Annotated in this window: 16 protein-coding genes; 6 read left to right on the top strand and 10 right to left on the bottom strand. The window is 51.5% G+C overall.

The window, feature by feature from the left end:
• Positions 1-7 precede the first annotated feature (7 nt).
• Both lysA and lptM read right to left on the bottom strand, forming a co-directional pair.
• A complete protein-coding gene (lysA, locus tag AC51G0_RS18000) occupies positions 8-1261 on the bottom strand; it encodes a diaminopimelate decarboxylase (RefSeq protein ID WP_496300059.1) in 1254 nt (417 codons plus the stop codon).
• 30 nt (positions 1262-1291) lie between these two features.
• A complete protein-coding gene (gene lptM, locus AC51G0_RS18005; RefSeq protein ID WP_496300060.1) occupies positions 1292-1408 on the bottom strand; it encodes an LPS translocon maturation chaperone LptM in 117 nt (38 codons plus the stop codon).
• Between the two features lie 78 nt (positions 1409-1486).
• Here lptM and cyaY point away from each other — a divergent pair, with 78 nt between their 5' ends.
• Complete coding sequence (gene cyaY / locus AC51G0_RS18010; protein ID WP_496300061.1) at positions 1487-1801, top strand: iron donor protein CyaY; 315 nt, start codon at positions 1487-1489, stop codon at positions 1799-1801.
• Positions 1802-1927: 126 nt separating this feature from the next.
• Here cyaY and AC51G0_RS18015 read toward each other — a convergent pair whose 3' ends face one another.
• On the bottom strand, positions 1928-4492 hold the full coding sequence (locus tag AC51G0_RS18015; protein ID WP_496300062.1) for a class I adenylate cyclase: 2565 nt from the start codon (positions 4490-4492) through the stop codon (positions 1928-1930).
• 414 nt (positions 4493-4906) lie between these two features.
• Between AC51G0_RS18015 and hemC the strand changes: the two genes are divergently transcribed.
• From hemC to AC51G0_RS18035, 4 genes are read left to right on the top strand one after another with little or no spacing between them, the layout of a single operon-like run.
• Positions 4907-5839: a hydroxymethylbilane synthase gene (gene hemC, locus AC51G0_RS18020; RefSeq protein ID WP_496300063.1), complete on the top strand. Its 933-nt coding sequence runs from the start codon at positions 4907-4909 to the stop codon at positions 5837-5839.
• On the top strand, positions 5839-6600 hold the full coding sequence (locus tag AC51G0_RS18025; RefSeq protein ID WP_496300064.1) for a uroporphyrinogen-III synthase: 762 nt from the start codon (positions 5839-5841) through the stop codon (positions 6598-6600). Before hemC ends, AC51G0_RS18025 begins: the two co-directional genes overlap by 1 nt.
• A 4-nt stretch (positions 6601-6604) precedes the next feature.
• Complete coding sequence (gene hemX, locus AC51G0_RS18030) at positions 6605-7828, top strand: uroporphyrinogen-III C-methyltransferase (RefSeq protein WP_496300065.1); 1224 nt, start codon at positions 6605-6607, stop codon at positions 7826-7828.
• Entirely contained in the window at positions 7825-9009 is a 1185-nt protein-coding gene (locus AC51G0_RS18035) for a heme biosynthesis HemY N-terminal domain-containing protein (RefSeq protein ID WP_496300066.1), read from the top strand. Before hemX ends, AC51G0_RS18035 begins: the two co-directional genes overlap by 4 nt.
• Positions 9010-9375: 366 nt before the next feature.
• Here the strand turns inward: AC51G0_RS18035 and AC51G0_RS18040 are convergent, their stop codons facing one another.
• The 3 genes from AC51G0_RS18040 to AC51G0_RS18050 all read right to left on the bottom strand — a co-directional run bounded on the left by AC51G0_RS18040 (position 9376) and on the right by AC51G0_RS18050 (position 13938).
• Positions 9376-9813 carry a hypothetical protein gene (locus AC51G0_RS18040; RefSeq protein WP_496300067.1) on the bottom strand — a complete coding sequence of 146 codons (438 nt, stop codon included), beginning with the start codon at positions 9811-9813 and terminating at the stop codon, positions 9376-9378.
• A gap of 103 nt (positions 9814-9916) precedes the next feature.
• Positions 9917-10687 carry a class I SAM-dependent methyltransferase gene (locus tag AC51G0_RS18045; RefSeq protein WP_496300068.1) on the bottom strand — a complete coding sequence of 257 codons (771 nt, stop codon included), beginning with the start codon at positions 10685-10687 and terminating at the stop codon, positions 9917-9919.
• A 77-nt stretch (positions 10688-10764) separates the two neighbouring features.
• Positions 10765-13938: an ABC transporter substrate binding protein gene (locus tag AC51G0_RS18050; RefSeq protein ID WP_496300069.1), complete on the bottom strand. Its 3174-nt coding sequence runs from the start codon at positions 13936-13938 to the stop codon at positions 10765-10767.
• Positions 13939-14077: 139 nt separating this feature from the next.
• Between AC51G0_RS18050 and asnC the strand changes: the two genes are divergently transcribed.
• Positions 14078-14539 carry a transcriptional regulator AsnC gene (gene asnC, locus AC51G0_RS18055; RefSeq protein ID WP_496300070.1) on the top strand — a complete coding sequence of 154 codons (462 nt, stop codon included), beginning with the start codon at positions 14078-14080 and terminating at the stop codon, positions 14537-14539.
• A gap of 283 nt (positions 14540-14822) precedes the next feature.
• Here the strand turns inward: asnC and hemB are convergent, their stop codons facing one another.
• The 4 genes from hemB to tatB form a co-directional block, all read right to left on the bottom strand.
• A complete protein-coding gene (gene hemB / locus AC51G0_RS18060) occupies positions 14823-15872 on the bottom strand; it encodes a porphobilinogen synthase (RefSeq protein WP_496300071.1) in 1050 nt (349 codons plus the stop codon).
• A 52-nt stretch (positions 15873-15924) separates the two neighbouring features.
• Positions 15925-16719, bottom strand: coding sequence for a 3'-5' ssDNA/RNA exonuclease TatD (gene tatD, locus AC51G0_RS18065; protein ID WP_496302013.1), 795 nt, complete (start codon positions 16717-16719; stop codon positions 15925-15927).
• A 75-nt stretch (positions 16720-16794) separates the two neighbouring features.
• Positions 16795-17550 carry a Sec-independent protein translocase subunit TatC gene (gene tatC, locus AC51G0_RS18070; RefSeq protein WP_496300072.1) on the bottom strand — a complete coding sequence of 252 codons (756 nt, stop codon included), beginning with the start codon at positions 17548-17550 and terminating at the stop codon, positions 16795-16797.
• 11 nt (positions 17551-17561) lie between these two features.
• Positions 17562-17900 (bottom strand): Sec-independent protein translocase protein TatB, encoded by a 339-nt coding sequence (tatB, locus tag AC51G0_RS18075; protein ID WP_496300073.1) that lies wholly within the window; start codon positions 17898-17900, stop codon positions 17562-17564.

A 17900-nucleotide genomic window follows, 5' to 3' on the forward strand; every position in this document is an offset into this window, starting at 1 on the left:
CTTCTCATTATTCTGGCAACAGGTGCTCAGACTGCCATAATTGCTCCAGCGTTTCACGCTCACGGACAACATGGGCACTCTGGCCATCCACCATGATCTCAGCTGCCCGCCCACGGGTATTATAGTTAGATGCCATCACGAAACCATAGGCACCAGCAGAACGTACTGCCAACAAATCTCCCGGCTCAAGGCACAATGCGCGATCCTTACCGATAAAGTCACCTGTTTCACAGATCGGGCCGACAAAATCATAGGTCTGCGCCTCACCCTCGCGCGGGCTTACCGGCACAATTTCCTGCCACGCTTGGTAGAGGGTCGGGCGGATCAAATCGTTCATCGCCGCATCGACAATGGCAAAGTTCTTATGTTCAGTATGCTTAAGGTACTCAACCCGTGTCAGCATCACGCCGGCATTGGCTGCAATCGCCCGGCCCGGTTCAAAAATCAGCTCCAGATCGGAATGGTCCTTCAGGCGGGCAAGCAGCTCGGTGGCATAATCAGAAGGCTGAGGTGGCTGTTCATCGCTATAGGTCACACCTAGGCCGCCACCCACATCCAAATGGTCAATCTCAATGCCTTCGGCTTTGAGGGTATCAATCAATGCCAGCAGGCGATCGGTGGCATCAATGAACGGCTCGATATCGGTCAGCTGAGAGCCGATATGGCAATCCATCCCCGTCACTTTCAAGTTTGGCAGACTCTGCGCCAAACGGTATACCTCCGGGGCGCGGTCGAAAACGATACCAAACTTATTGTCGCGCAGGCCGGTAGAAATATACGGATGGGTCTTGGCATCAACATCCGGGTTGATCCGTAGCGAAATCGGCGCCACTTTGCCTAGCTCGGCGGCAACCTCATTCAGGCGAGCCAATTCAGGTTCAGATTCAACATTGAAGCATTTGATACCCAGCTCCAACGCCCGCTTCATTTCTGCTGCCGTTTTACCGACACCAGAGAATACGACTTTAGCCGGATCACCGCCTGCGGCAATCACGCGCTCCAGCTCGCCTTGTGACACTATGTCAAATCCCGAACCCAATCGGGCCAGTACATTGAGCACCCCGATATTCGAATTCGCCTTCACCGCATAACAAATCAGGTGTGGATGATTGGCCACCGCCTGGTCAAACGCGTTCCAGTGGCGCTCCAGCGTGGCTCGCGAGTACACATACAAAGGGGTACCATAGCGCTCAGCGAGTTCGGTAAGTGCAATATCTTCGGCCCATAACTGGCCATCTTGCTGGTAATTAAAATAATCCAATGTTGTCTCTTCCCTGTCTGATCGCTGTAGTTACGGTTGCTGTTGTTGCTGCTCTGAGTCATCCGGCATGTATAACGGTCCGCTCTGACCACAACCGGTAAGCGCCAATACACTCAGTACTAAAATTGCCAATAAACCTTTACGCATTTTTCAAAGCCAGTGATTATCATTTCATTGCCCTCTATAATCGCACCAACAATAGGAAAAGCAATAGGACGCAATGGGATGAATGATACAGAATTTCATAAGTTAGCCGATGAGGTTCTTATGAGCATCGAAGAAGGCATCGACGAATCCGGTGCAGACATCGAATATGAGACCAGCGGTAACGTACTGACACTGGAGTTCGAGAACCGTAGCCAAATTGTGATTAACCGTCAGGAGCCATTGCATGAGATCTGGCTGGCTTCAAAATCAGGTGGTTACCACTTCAAGTATAAAGACGGTGAGTGGCACTGTACCCGTAGCGGTGCCGAACTGATTTCGCTGGTGAAGCAGGAATGCTCGCTACATGCACAAGAGCCCGTGGATTGGTCATAACACGTGAGAGCGTGGAAGATAATAAAAACAAAAAAGCGAGAGCCAATAGACTCTCGCTTTTTTTTGTTTCTCGAAACGTGATACTCATGAATCAAAGCGCCCCACCTCCTCGGTGAAGCCTATTCACTAACGCGCTGGCATTGTCATCATGTTGGGGGCGGCTCCTGCCGCCGGGCGTCGCGGGATCTGCTGGCCACTCTTAAATGGGATCACCTGCGGCTCGCCACCGTCGGTATGAACGATGTCATAGAATTGCGGCAAATTGAAATTGATAAAGTTGGCACTGTAGCTGAAGCGGTCCTGCGCCGAGGTATAGAAACGGTTGACCCCGTGGACCATTTCATCTTTGTCACCGCTGCACTGGCGATAGACTTCAACCCGGTTTGCTTCATCAAGAATATAAATATTGTATCCGGTATCACAGTCTTCAAAAAAGAACTGGATCAAGCCTTCGCTGGCATAGGAATCGACAATTTCCGGCGGATGCGGCTCATCGGCTTTACCCATCACCAAATTCGCTGAGCCAATCAGCTTGTTGGTGGAAATACAGCTATAAAAATCGACTGAATTTTCCAGCTTCTGCACCGAGACGCCACGACGTTCAAAGAACAAGCCATGGGTCTGATCGCCAATACGGATCGCTTTAAAGCGACGGCGTTTTTCCTGTTCAACCGGCTTCAGCCGCATTTCGATACACTCGGCGACCAACTGGTAAACCAAGTTACGGATCAGGCCACGCATATGCTTGCTATAACAGAAAACATCGACAGACTCTGGCGGAATCGCATCCTGGTGCATCTTGCCCAATACCGTTTTCAGGGCATCTAGCATCGCGTTTTCGCCACTGAAGTTCAGGGTACGGACTTCATTCCAGGAGTTGCGGTAGACCAAGTCCACACTGCCAACCAGGCAAGTCTGCTCAGCACCGTAACTGAAAATATCGGTATTTTTGAAATCAAACCGGACCGAGCGGTTCTTCAGCTCGGTTGTCGGATCATTTTCCAGGTTAACAAACAGCCCCAGCTGGCGAATTTCACATGGGCTGGACAGGGCCTGCAAGCCTGGCTGCGGACGGCGGATCGGGAACGTATTGCGGATATCGCTGACCAGCTGGTACAGCTTGTCGATATCCATCGCTGCATCACGCACCACGTTATGCAGGCAGGTCGACTCTGTCAGTAGGCCATTGAAATACGCCCAGGCAACCAGTTTGCTCAGGTAACGGTTATGTTCCAGTGATGGCCGGCCCAAAATGGCATAAGGGTCAAGCGGTTGTTTATACAGATACCAACCCGCGGCGTTGGTACGCCCGGCTGGCACCTGGATCAGGGTTAAATCCGGCTCGTGCAGGTCAGGAGAGATCTGCGGGTTTAGCAAGGTAACCTTGCCTGGCAGCACCTCAAACGCGGCATACAGCTTACGCGCCAGAATACTGATATCTTCTGGGCTGATCGCCGAGGTAATGTTATTACGGCGGGCAAAGCGGATCAGGTTACGGTAGCTCAGCATCAGGGCATCGAGCAGCTCATTGTGCGCCCTCTTGACCTGTTCAACCTTCCAGTCCCGACGGTTATCCAGCTCAAGCAGAACTTCATCTGACCACTGCCAGTCAGCCGTCAGTTTCTGCAACACCTTACGCCGCCACGTCACAGATCCTGAAGCCGGTTCTCGGGTCAGCTTCTCATGGGTCTTGAGGTAGAAACAGCGACGCACCAGATCCAAACGGCGGTGATCATCAATACGTTCCAGGTAACGCGTTACCTTTTCCAGCATCAGGTAATACGCATCCATACAAAATTCAGTGCGGTCTTCGGAGAAGAAACGGCGCTTGCCGTCAACACTGAGCAGCTGGGTATGCGGGTACTCCCACGAGTAGGCCTCAAGCAGAATAGCTTTCAGCACCGATTTATACGGCGAGTCGATACTCTTGTACAACTGCCATAGGCTGGAGCCGAAATATTCTTCGGCCGGGATCCGGGTAAGACCGCCGAAATCTATCCACTCATTACGATGGATATACCCATTCATATCAAGGTAATCGATATATTCGTCGTAACACTCTTCCATTTCCGGTGGCACCATAAACCACAGCAGGCGCTGACCGGCGAGCTGGACAGCCGAGCGGTAAAACTCGTCAAGCAGCAAGAGATGCTGGCTCGAGCCGCAGTTATCCCCGGTCATCTGTTCAGAAAAGTTATCGCGGAAACGATTTTCGTCAATCAGGAAAAAGTTGGCCTCGACACCTTGTGCCATTGCCCAGTCGGAAATCAGCGAACATTTGCTCTCAAGTGCCTTGCGTGCATCTGCTGCCATATCGGTACGGATACAGACCCAGATATCGAGATCACTGGTCAGGCTCTGGCCCAAAGAAGAGGTGCTTCCCATGGCATAAAGGCCAAGGATTGGACATTCGGTGTCGGCAAGCTGAGGTGGGATAACAGTCGATTGACTAGTCAAACCACAATCATCAATGAACTGCTGTTGCTGGTCAGAAACAGCAAATGCCGCAATGCCCACGGGCACGGTCTGATCCAGGTAGCCTGGTACCGCCGGATGATTGTAGTGAAGTAATACTGTTAGCAGGTTGAAGACCTGCTCAGACTGCGCATTCATGGCTGCGCGGGCACGCTCCAGCCTAAGCTGATTGTGCTGATCCAGTCTACTTTTAAGCGTCTCGATATAATTATGCAAATTACTCTTCCAAGAGCTACCAGCTAGAGAGCGGCCCAAATCTTGTCATTAATAGTGTAGTTATTGTTCTACACGCGAGCAAAAACGTGATCAATGTAACAGTTTTTGCTTTAACCGTAAAGTTAGTGACGATTTATGACAGCTTATGAATGGCTCGCATTATCGCTAAACTGCTGCACGGCCCATCCTTAGTCCTATTCCCCCTCAAGCTAGTACAAACTCAATAAACCGCCAGCTGCGGTATTGTAATGAATTCTTCACTTAAAGGTTATGTGAGAAATATCACATTAATTACAACACATATCAAGACAATACTGATTCACCGCACTGAGGACAACAAGTGAATTACCATCGCGGCGCAGGAGTGATACGATTGTCGTGTATAAATGCAAGCGATTTTATGGACCCGATTCTATGACCGATAAACCGATCCGCATTGCTACCCGCAAAAGCCCGCTGGCAATGTGGCAAGCAGAATTTGTAAAAGATGCACTGGAGCAGGCCCATCCAGGCCTGATTGTCGAGCTGGTACCTATGGTCACCAAAGGCGACATCATTCTGGATACCCCTCTGGCCAAAGTCGGTGGTAAAGGTCTGTTCGTGAAAGAGCTCGAAGTAGCTATGCTCGAAGACCGTGCAGACATCGCTGTTCACTCAATGAAAGATGTACCCGTCGAATTCCCGGAAGGGCTGGGCCTGGTAACCATCTGCGAGCGTGAAGACCCGCGTGATGCGTTTGTCTCCAACACTTACAACACCATTGACGAGCTACCGGCCGGTGCCGTTGTCGGCACTTCCAGCCTGCGTCGCCAATGCCAGCTGCGCGCCATGCGCCCAGACTTAATCGTCAAAGACCTTCGCGGTAACGTCAACACCCGCCTGCGCAAGCTCGATGATGGTGAGTATGATGCCATTATCCTAGCCTGTGCCGGACTTAAGCGCCTTAAGATGGAAGACCGTATCCGTGATGCCATCACACCGGAAACCAGCCTTCCGGCCGTTGGCCAAGGAGCCGTAGGTATCGAATGCCGCCTGGATGACGAACGCGTCCGCACGCTGCTTGATGCCCTGAACCATGAAGAAACCGCCACCCGTGTACTGTGTGAGCGCGCCATGAACAACCGCCTGCAGGGCGGTTGCCAGGTGCCTATTGGCAGCTACTCGGAGCTCAAGGGCGATCAAATCTGGCTACGCGCCCTCGTCGGTGAGCCTGACGGCAGCAAAATTGTCAGTGGTGAGATCAGCGGCCCGGCTGCCGATGCAGAAGCATTAGGTACCCAGCTGGCTGAGCAATTGCTTGATGAGGGTGCCAAAGTCATCTTGGATAAGCTATACGGCAACGACTAATGACGATACTGATCACCCGCCCGGCTCCAGAATGCCATCAGCTTGCTCGGCAGCTCAATGCGGCGGGGATCAGCGCTATTGCCCAACCACTGCTGGATATTCAGCCAGGAACGCAGATCCCTACCCTGATTTCCCAGCTAAATCGGCTGCAACCAGATGATTTTCTGATTGCGGTCAGTGTTCATGCAGTGAACCTAGCGCACAATTACTTAACAACACAAGGTGTCAGCTGGCCAAAAAACGTGCATTATATGGCTGTTGGGCATAAAACTGCTACAGCACTCGCTGAATGCTGCGGTTGTGATGTGCTGTCACCCCAGTCACGCTGTGACAGTGAAGGATTACTGGAATTATCAGCACTGGCTCAAGCACAGGTACAAAACCGCCGGGTACTGATATTACGCGGCAATGGTGGCCGTGAGCTGATCTACCAAACCTTGCAGCAACGCGGGGCGAAGGTCAGCTACTGTGAAACATACTTGCGCAGCTGGATCCCGCTAGACGGCACCCAGCAGTGCCAGGAGTGGAAGTCGAGGCACGTTTCGGCACTAGTTATTACCAGTGGTGAACAGCTGGCACATCTGAGCAGTTTAATACCTGATGACAATAAGGCTTGGTTTCTTCAATGCCACCTTTTCGTACCAAGCCAACGAATCGCAGACCAGGCTCGCATGCTTGGTTTTTGTACTATTTCCACCGTGGGAAGTGCGGCCAATAACCACCTTTTCACAACCCTAAGCAAGATAGGCACGATGGGATAATCGGATGACTGACAAAAAAACCAATAACGAAACCTCTGCAGATAACAAACAATCGGCAGTGTCAAAAGCAACGGATAAGCCAGGTCAATCAAGTGCCAAAGCTCAAGCACCTGAAACCTCTACGCCCAAAAAAGAGTCGGCAGCCAAAGCTGATAGCAGCCAGCCAGCGCAAGCTCCAGCGCCTCAGCCAGCCGAAAATAAAGGCGGCAGTAAAACTGGTGCCATTGCTATTGCGCTCGTCATTGCTCTCGGTGCTGGCCTGTACTATCACGGCCACCAGCAAACCTTGGCCCAAGAAGCCAAAATGGCTGAGCTTCAACAACAGCTTGCGGGCGTGCAAAATAATTTGCAAAACAGCATAGCAGCAACCAAACAAGAAACGCTCAGCCAGGTAGAGAAGAGCCTGCAGAGTACTGACGTTTCGCTTTCCCAGCAGGGCAAATCAATCACCGGTCTACAGATGGCACTGTCTGAGATGAAGGGACGCCGTCCAAACGACTGGTTGCTGGCAGAAGCCGATTACCTGGTAAAAATGGCTGGCCGCAAACTATGGCTAGAGCATGACACCGCCAGTGCAACCATTTTGCTCGAGTCTGCTGATCACCGTGTTGCCGAGCTTAATGATCCAAACATGACACCGATCCGCGAAGCGATGCACAGTGATATTACCGCGCTGAAAGCCGTCGCCCGTGTCGATCGCGACGGACTGGTACTGCGCCTGACCAGCCTGCAAGAAGCGGTGGCGAAACTGCCACTGGCCAATGCCATTGTGCCTGAAGCTGCAGAAGCCAGTGATGCAACGGTCTCAACCTCTGTTGATGACTGGAAAGAAAACCTGAAGACCTCCCTGAAGAATTTCAGCGAACACTTTGTGACCTACCGTACCCGTGACGGCAGTGTGATCCCGTTGCTATCACCAAAACAAGATTTCTACCTGCAGGAAAATATCAAGTCCAAGCTGGAAACCGCCATCAAGTCGGTTTACCGCGAGCAGGGCGAGCTATACACCAAATCACTGCTGATGGCCAAAGAGTGGGCTGAGCAGTTTTATGATATGGAAGATCCTGCAGCGCAAAGCTTTATCAATACCCTGGATAAACTTGCGCAAGAGAATGTAGAAGCAAGCTATCCAAGCAAGCTGAAATCACAGCCTCTGATCACCAATGCCGTCAGCGAGCGTATTCGCCAGCAGGTGAAACCACTTAGCACAGAGGAGAACCCAGCATGATCAAACTTTTATTGCTGGTTGCTGCGCTGATCGCCGGTATCGTTGTCGGTCCGATGCTAGCGGGCAACCAGGGCTATGTACTGATCTCCGTTGCCAACCAGACCCTGGAAATGAGCCTGACTACCCTGCTCCTGCTGATCGTGGTCTTGTTCGGGTCTTTCTTCCTGCTGGAAACGATCATCAAGCGCATTCTGTCAGCAGGTAGCTCTACCCGCGGCTGGCTATCTGGCCGCAAAGCACGCAAGGCTCGCCAGCAAACCTCTACCGGCCTAATGAAAGTCATTGAAGGTGACTGGAAGCAAGCTGAAAAACTGGTTGTCAAAGCCGCCAAGCACAGCGATGCGCCGCTGCTTAACTACCTGGCAGCTGCCGAAGCTGCACAGAGCCAGGGCGATGCCAACCAGCGTGACGAGTACCTGAAACTGGCCGCCGATATTGATAGCCAAAACCTGGCTGTGGCACTGACTCGTGCCAAGCTGCAGTTCCGCCAACAGCAGTTTGAGCAAGCTGTTGCCACCCTGCAGGACATCAAGCACGCGCACAGCCGCAACCCGGTTCTGCTTGCGCTGCTAAAAGATTGTTACCTGAAGCTGGAAGACTGGAAACCACTGCTTGCGTTGTTGCCTCAGCTTGAGAAACTCAGTGTGATTTCGGCAGAAGAAGCCACTGAGCTTCACGTAAAAGCCGAATGTGGCCTGATGACCTATATCACCCAGCAAAACGGCAGCGAAGGCCTGATGGGTCATTGGAATAGCCTAAGCCGTAAAGCCAAGCAGCGTCCTGAGCTGATCGCTTGCTTTGTTAGGCTGATGAGCAGCCACAGTGCCGACAGCGAAGCTTACACTGTGCTGCGTGATGCGCTGAAGAAAAACAATGATGAAGACCTGATTGAGCTGATACCCGCCCTTAACCTGGCAGACTATCATCCGGCCATTGTCCGCCTCCAGGATCTTCTGCGTTTTGATAGCAGCAACCCAAGCACCTACAGTGCCCTGGGGCAGCTGTTCATGCGTGAAGAGAAGTGGGAAGAAGCCAAGCAACACTTCGAGAAAGCCATTGAGCTACGCCCGAATGTGGCAGACTATGCCCACTTGGTCGATGTGATGGAAAAGCTGAATGACAGCGAGGCCGCTGCCGATCTGTCCCGTCAGGCTCTGACACTGGCACTACCCGCCAAATAGTAACAACTTGGCAACATAACATTTTGAGACAAAAAGCACCCAACTGGGTGCTTTTTTATTCTTAATAGCATGGGCTTATGTGCCAAAATCCGATCTTTTGTTTCTAAGTGTTAACAGCCATTTCATCTTATATCCATCCCATTGCTAGCAGAATGTAAAAGTTATTCAATACAGTTTCTAGTCGCTAACAGATGGATAACTAACTATGGATATGCTTCCTTGGTTAATTGTTTCTGGCATTGTTGTATCTGTGATCACTTGTTTGATGACAGCGGTTTTGATCAAAGAATCTTAATCGGCCGGAAATAAAAAAGCCTCCCAACGTGGAGGCTTTTTTAATGGAATTATCAACATGGTTCAATCTTGCTAAAGCTGCAGGGCCTTTTTCGCCTTCTGCAATGCCTTGTCGTAACGCTGCACTGCCTTTGCTGCTTTTTTCAGCCGCTTATTCTTCTTCTTGGCCAGTTTCTTCAGTTTATTGGCCTGCTTCTTGGTTACTGTTGGCTGGGCTACTGCATCTTCATGTTCAATCACGGCAACCGCTGCCAACTGCATCTGAGCTGCTGGTGAGGTCGGTAATTCACTCACCTTAGCCTTTTCCCTAGTCAGTTCAGGCACAACTGTTGATACGGCTACCAGTGGCCTTGCCCTTTTCAGTGCACTGGGTTTGCACAGGTAGGCTTTATCACTGGCAGAGCGGGCACAGCTGCTGCAAACAAACTTTGGCTCGCTGACAATCTTGCTGATTGTTGCAAATTGATCGACGATCTCAACCCGACGGTATTTACATAAAGACTTTGCCATTTACCACTCCTTCAGCAAAAGCCAATTATAATCATTGCTCTTAAGAGTATCACTGCATAGCTGCAAGCAAAAGGCGAGGATGAGTGGCAAGAGAAGCGCCCTGCTATTTCATCGCAGCAATTACATAGACATCAAAACGGTTCTTCTTGGTTTCAATCACTGTCGAGGGTTTCTGATCGGCCAAAAACTCTGCATAGTCCGGGCGCTTTACCACAACCCGCTTGGTCGCCAGTGCCATCGCCGGTGCCAGCAAACTGTCAGCATCATTATCGGCCCCGACCAAGGTCTGGAATACCCGCATCTCTTTTTTCACCAGCGCCGACTTTTTTTTGTGCGGATACATCGGGTCGAGGTAGACCACATCCGGCGCGGTAAAACTAGGATCCGCCGCCAGCTTATCCAGTGCATCATGGCTCGATGCATGCAGCAGGGTAAGGCGTTCACTGATCCAACCGCCGATTTCGGGATCCTGCTGGGCCCGGCGCAGTCCATCATCAAGCAGTGCTGCCACGACAGGGTGACGCTCCACCATCTGCACTTTGCAGCCCAGCGAGGCCAGGACAAATGCATCACGGCCCAACCCGGCGGTACCATCTACAACAGTAGGGGTAACTCCCCCTTTGAGGCCAACCGCTTTGGCTATCGCCTGGCCACGGCCGCCACCAAACTTGCGTCGGTGGGACGCCGCCCCGCCCACTAAATCAACATAGACCGCGCCGAGCTTAGGCTCATCACGTTTGTGCAGCTCTAACCTTTCGGCCGTCAGCACCAGGGCAAAAGTGCTGTCTTCGTCATGACTCAGCCCCCAGCAAAGGGCTAACTCATCCAGTTCATGCTGACGGTCGGGCGTGTCACAAATTAAAGCGAGTTGCACAGAATTCTCCGGTAATCAATCAATAAGCCCTGGCTATATTGCTCTCATTGAGCAGCCTGGACATATAAGGAGCAGGATTATACCACTGCCTCTGAGTGTTGGCGCAACTCTGTCACCAGCTCAGCCAGAGGCTGAGGCTTGCCAAACAGGTATCCCTGAGCATAGTCGACCCCGAGATCGTCGAGACGGGTCAAGATAGCTTCATTTTCAACAAATTCAGCGACGGTCTGCTTGCCCATTTTTTTCGCCAGCTCATTAATGGCTTTCACCATCGCAAAATCCATTTCATCTTCATCGATATCACGAACAAACATCCCGTCAATCTTAATAATATCGACCGGCATTCTTTTCAGGTAGCCAAACGAAGACAACCCAGAGCCAAAGTCATCCAGCGAGATCAAACAGCCTAATGACTTCAATTGGGTAAAGAGCAAAATCGCCTCACTCATATTACCGATGGCAGCCGTTTCGGTAATTTCCAGGCACAGTTTATTGGTAGGCAAACCGGATGTGTGAATTTTCTCGACCAGAAAGTGGACAAAATCGCGGTTGCCCATCGACTGGCCTGACAGGTTTATCGCACACAACTCCAGTTGCTCGACGGCCTCAGGGTGGGCCACCAACCAGTCAATAACGGCATTAACCACATAACGATCAATCAGGTGAGCCAGGTTATAGCGCTCCGCTGCAGGCATGAACAACCCGGGAGAGACCATTGAACCATCACTATCACGGATCCTGACCAAAATTTCATAATGCTGCTTCTGGCTCATTGAGGTCCGCGGAGCAATTTGCTGGGCATGCAACTCCAGCCGCTTCTCTGCCAGCGCCTTGCGGATCAGGCTCACACATTCCATTTCCAGCTCACGGCGTTTCAGCTCTTCATCGTCCGGGTGATAAAGGTGCAAGCGGTTTCGCCCCTCATCTTTAGCGGCGTAACAGGCGGTATCAGCCTGGGCATGAACCTGCTGGGTCGAGCCTGCCGTTTCGTCGATAAGCCGAACCCCTATCGAGCCACTGAAACTAAACCGGGTATTCTGCCAATAGAACTCAGCCTCTTCCAACAGGAGCAGTATTTCATTGCCAAATTTCACCGCCTCGTCCGGGCTGCAATTGCGCAGGATAATCGCAAACTCATCACCGCCCAAACGGGACAATGTCGCTTTATCCGGGGTGATCCCCTGAAGCAGCAAGGCGACCTGCTTCAACGCTTCATCACCGGCTTCATGGCCTGCGGTATCATTAATCACCTTGAACTGATCGAGGTCGATGTAGAACATCGCATGGCGCGCCCCTTTGTCCCTGGCTTCAAGCAACACCTCATCAAGCTGTTGCTCAAAGTAGTTCCGGTTATACAAATCTGTCAGGTAATCATGGCATGCCTGGTATTCCAGCTTGGCTTCCAGCTCTCGGGTAGAGGTAATATCTTCCCCTACCAGCAAAAGCTGCAGCTTTGACTGGGTCGGGCGAATCGTCTCACGGATCCAGACAGTATTGCCATCGGCGCACTTGTACCTTAGCTGGCGGCGCCAGACTTTCTGTTCATTGCTCTCACGAACACCCGAGATGTACTTCTGCGGCAATGGCACATCATCATAATAAAAATCAGTGACCTTATGCCCCAGCAGCTGCCGCTTACTGTAACCGAGCAGATCGGCGGCAAACTGGTTAACCGACTGAATACGGGCCTGGCTATCGACAGCCAGCAAAATAACCGGCTGCTGCTCGTACAGTAGACGGTAGCTGACCTCCCGCTCACGCAGTTTCTCTTCCATCTGATGACGGGAAGTGACATCACGGGCTTCAAATAATAGCTGCTCTGTCTCGCCCACCGACTCTGGCATGCGCTTCATGGCAATATCCAGTACCCGCCGGCCATCATCGTTACTTTGTACTTCGACCTCAAAACGGACCCGTTGATCCTGCCAGGCGGCATGGAAAGCCTTGCTCAGCCGAACTACCGTTTCCTGATCCCAGCAATGCCAGCGCCACATCGGGCGATCATATTTGATAATTGCACGACCGACCAAGCCCTGCAGGGCAAGGTTGCCCGAGATCAGCATGCCGCTATCATCCAAGATCCCGATATACTGGAAACTTTGATCGAAAACCCCCTCGAACAGCGCCTGACTCTGTTGCAACTTTTGTTCACTCTTACGTAAACGGCGGATAATCAAACTCAGGAACACAATAATCGCAGCCATAATCACGACAGCAACAGTCATCGCACGCAGCTCTTTGTTATAACGTTCAAACCAGCTCTGCGGCTTATTCATTACCACCACGTCCTCTGGCACAGTCAACCCCCAGCGCAGCAACGCCTGATGGCTAAACATCTCTTTGCCCGGACTGCGGACAAAAGCCGGATATTGGGTGATCTCCCCATTAAGAATTGCTACCAGCAACCCGCCGGCCTGTTGCCCCTTGGTATAGCCGCTGGTCATCACACCACCGACAACGCCATGTTCGAGCAGATACTGGGAAGGGGCATACACCGGGGCAGAAGCACCTCTAGTTAAGGCCTCGACAAATGGGCGGCTGGCCATATAGCTGCCACTGCTATCGAGAAAGTAGCTCAGAAAAATAATGGCCGATTGATCCGGCAGCAGAGCGGTCTGAGAAAAAATATCGCTAAACTTTCCCTGTGATAAGCGATGCACGATCAGATCGGTAGGGTTTGCCGCCAGGTAATTTTCGATTCCATGCCACATCGCCTGTCCAGTATCAGTCTCATCAGCAATCACATAGATCTGCTTTAGGTCAGGCTGTACCGACAAGGCCAGGGATATAATGTCCGAAGGATCACTGACATCCAGCACCCCAGCCACCTTCGATAACCGGCCATGCTTTACGGGAGAATAATCATTGATCCCCGCCATCACCACGGGGGTATCACCCACTTCCTCTGACAGCTGGTTTACCAGCCACAAGGCATGATCATCGGTGACCACGATCGCCCGGTATTTCTCATGGGTCAGTTTAGTACGGTAAATATCGAGCAGTTCATTGAGGTAGCTTTCTGACTGGTAGCGCTTACTATCCATATAGCTGACATGCAGTGGAATATCATAAGGCTGCGATGCCGATTCCAGCCCGGCCTGCAGCGAATCGGTCCAGCTCATTCCCTGATGATAAGAATGAATAACCAAGGTATCTTTCACCTGTGCATAAACAGGTGCTACCAGCAATGCCAGAAATAAAGCAAGAAAGCGCATAAAACGTCTAAAGATCCTGTCGTTAAGAAAGTCCATGTACCACGCTGGCCTGGCAGCCAACGATGCTGTGTATTTACAGCACGAGTAGGTCAAATTAATCGTTATATTTAGATACTGAAGCTAGCTCAGTATAAGATATGAGCTGTATTGGATAAACAAGGGATTACACAAAACCATGACCCAACCACCCCGGATTGACGATTTAGACCGCGACATCCTGAATGCCCTGATGAATGATGCCCGGATCCCTTATGCCGAAATGGCCAAACGGTTCAATGTCAGCCCCGCCACCGTGCATGTCCGGGTTGAAAAAATGCGGGCAGCAGAAATCATTACCGGCACCGAAGTGGTGGTGAACCCGAAATTGCTCGGCTATGACGTATGCTGCTTTATCGGTATCAACCTCAATGCGGCCCGTGATTACCACTCGGCACTGGCCAAGCTCAATGAGCTCGATGAGGTGGTCGAGGCCTATTACACCACCGGGGCGTATAATATCTTCGTCAAGCTGATGTGTAAGTCGATTGAAGAATTACAGTATGTACTGATCGACAAGCTGCAGGCTATTGATGAGGTGCAATCCACCGAGACGCTAATTTCCTTGCAGAATCCGATCAACCGAAATGTGAGGCCGTAAAGCGAGAAGCGAGAAGCGAGAAGCGAGAAGCGAGAAGCGAGAAGCGAGAAGCGAGAAGCGAGAAGCGAGAAGCGAGAAGCGAGAAGCGAGAAGCGAGAAGCGAGAAGCGAGAAGCGAGAAGCGAGAAGCGAGAAGCGAGAAGCGAGAAGCGAGAAGCGAGAAGCGAGAAGCGAGAAGCGAGAAGCGAGAAGCGAGAAGCGAGAAGCGAGAAGCGAGAAGCGAGAAGCGAGAAGCGAGGATAGCATTTCCTCGCTTCATTCGTATCACAAGCTGAACTGCTAGATTATTCTGCTAGATTATCAAGCTCAGTCTGACGAGCCGCAGCATCTTCGGCCAGCCACTCAGCAACGGGCTTGGCAAAGTAGGTCAAAATGCCATCGGCACCGGCACGCTTGAAGCACAGCAGGGATTCCAGCACGGTCTCGCGCTCTTTCAACCAGCCGTTTTGGATCGCCGCCATGTGCATCGCATATTCACCTGATACCTGATAAGCAAATGTAGGCACCTTAAGCTCAGTCTTCACCCGGCGTACCACATCCAGATATGGCATACCCGGCTTCACCATCACCATATCAGCCCCTTCATTGACGTCCATTGCCACCTCGTGCAACGCCTCGTCGCTATTGGCCGGATCCATCTGATAGGTTTTCTTGTCACCACCTTTAAGGTTACCCGCAGAGCCGACAGCATCACGGAACGGACCATAATAATTCGAGGCATACTTGGCTGAATAGGCCATGATCTGAGTATGAATGTGACCTGCTTCTTCCAACGCTTCACGGATCGCACCAATACGGCCGTCCATCATGTCAGATGGCGCTACCACATCGGCACCGGCTTCAGCATGGGACAATGCCTGCTTGATCAATACCTCAGTAGTGACATCATTCACTACATAGCCGGTCTCATCGATGATGCCGTCCTGACCATGGGTGGTAAACGGATCCAGTGCAACATCGGTGATCACGCCCATCTGCGGCACATGCTCTTTCAGCAAGCGAACGGCGCGTTGCACCAGGCCTTCAGGGTTATGTGCTTCGGCAGCACAGATACTCTTGAAGTCTTGCGAAATTACCGGAAACAGGGCAATAGCGGGTACGCCAAGCTTCGACAGGTACTCCGCTTCAAGCAGCATCAGATCAATAGACAGGCGTTCAACACCAGGCATTGATTCAACCGTTTCGCGGCGGTTTTTACCCATAAGGATAAACATCGGGTAGATCAGATCATTCACAGAAATCTGGTTTTCTGCCATTAAACGACGGCTAAAGTCATGCTTACGCATGCGACGCATACGGCGGGCCGGAAACGCGCCCTGGATAGATACAGACACTGCATACTCCTTGTATGGGTTGATTCGCTTTTTGCTGATGATACCACTCTCATCAAGCTTCGGGAGATCCGATTAGAAAAAATGCCTGGGTAGTAGTATAGGAATTGGCAATCACTTCAGCCGCTTCCTGGTTGCGACACTGCGCAATCACTTGAGCAATGTGCGGCAGGAACTTAGGCTCATTGCGGCTGGATTTAGGTTTCGGCCGGTAATCACGCGGCAGCAGGTACGGGCAATCCGTTTCCACCATCAGTCGGTTATCCGGTATATAACGGACAATCTCACGCAGCTCCGTTCCACGGCGCTCATCACAAACCCAGCCAGTAATGCCGATATGCAGGTCGAGCGCGAGGCATTGTTTCAACTCGGTCTCTGTCCCGGTAAAACAGTGCAAGACGGCTGCAGGTAACTTGTCACGCCAGGGTTTAAGGATGGCCAAAAACCGTTCATGGGCATCCCGACAATGCATGAACACAGGCATATTGAGATCTGCGGCCAGCGCCAGCTGGGCCTCAAACACGGCTTCCTGCTGGGGCCGCGGCGAGAAATCGCGGTTGAAATCCAGCCCGCATTCACCAATCGCGACCACTTCCGGCTCTCTGGCCAGCTGACGAATAGCAGGCAGAGCCAGATCAGAGACAGTTTTGGCATCATGCGGGTGTACCCCAGCCGTACTGTAGCAATACTGCGGCCATTGGCGGGCCATTGCCTGTGCCTGGCGACTCTCTTCAATACAGGTTCCAGTAAGGATAAGTCCTTTTACGCCGGCCTCTTTCGCCCGCGCAATCACCTCATCACGATCCTTATCAAAGCGACTGTTGGTTAGATTAACCCCGATATCTATCATTTTGTTATTTGTCTCTATGATCTTTCTGTTATAAAAAAACCGGCCATAGGCCGGTTCTTCTGTCATGCATACCGTTTACTGCTCGTCATTGTCAGCAGTCTCGTCCTCTTCATCACGAATATAGAAACGCGAGAAGAACAACCCGACTTCAAACAGCAAACACATAGGGATTGCCAACAGTGTCTGCGAAATGATGTCCGGCGGCGTCAGCATCATACCCACCACAAATGCGGCCACAACAATGTATGGTCGCTTCTGCTTCAGGCTTTGCGGATCAGTAGCCCCGGTCCAGCACAACAGAATAATGGCAACCGGGATCTCAAACGCGATACCGAAGGCCATAAACAATGCCAGCACAAAGTCGAGATAACTGGCGATATCTGTGGCTACCTGTACCCCTTCCGGCGCGATGTTGGTAAAAAAACCAAACACCAGCGGGAAAACCACAAAGTAGGCAAAAGACACACCGGCGTAGAACAGCAGCGAGCTGGAAAACAGCAACGGCATGATCAGCTTACGTTCGTGCTTGTACAGCCCCGGCGCGATAAAGCCCCAAACCTGATACAAAATCATCGGTACAGCAACAAACACTGAGGTAACCAAAGTGAGTTTTATTGGTGTAAAGAAAGGCGATGCCACATCCGTTGCAATCATCGTCGCTCCCTCCGGTAAACGCTCTACCAGGGGTGCCGACATGAAGGCATAAATGTCATTGGCAAACCAAACCAGACCAAGAAAAACCACTAATACACTCAAAATGGAACGCAGCAGCCGATTACGCAGCTCTACCAAATGGCTGAATAACGGTTGCGTTTCTTCGACTGTAGACATAGTGATGTAATTTAATCCTGCTTTTGAGAAGTCGTTGCTGAGGTGTGCTCGTTTTTCTCAGCATAGGGACGCTGCACATCCGCGGCGGCTTGTTTCAGCTCTTCCACAGAATCACGCAATTCAGGCGATAAGTCCTTCATTCCCATTTGCTCGGCCTTTTTCAGATTCTCCTGCAATTCCTGAATTTTCAGCTCTTGCGACAGTTCATCTTTGACCGAGGTAGCCATATTACGAGCAGCGCCTACCCAACGCGAAACCGAACGGATCGCGACGGGAAGGCGTTCCGGCCCCAGTACTACTAATCCCACCACCGAGATCAGTATTAACTCCCAGAACCCGATATCAAACAC

The organism is Photobacterium sp. HL06 (assembly GCF_059552575.1).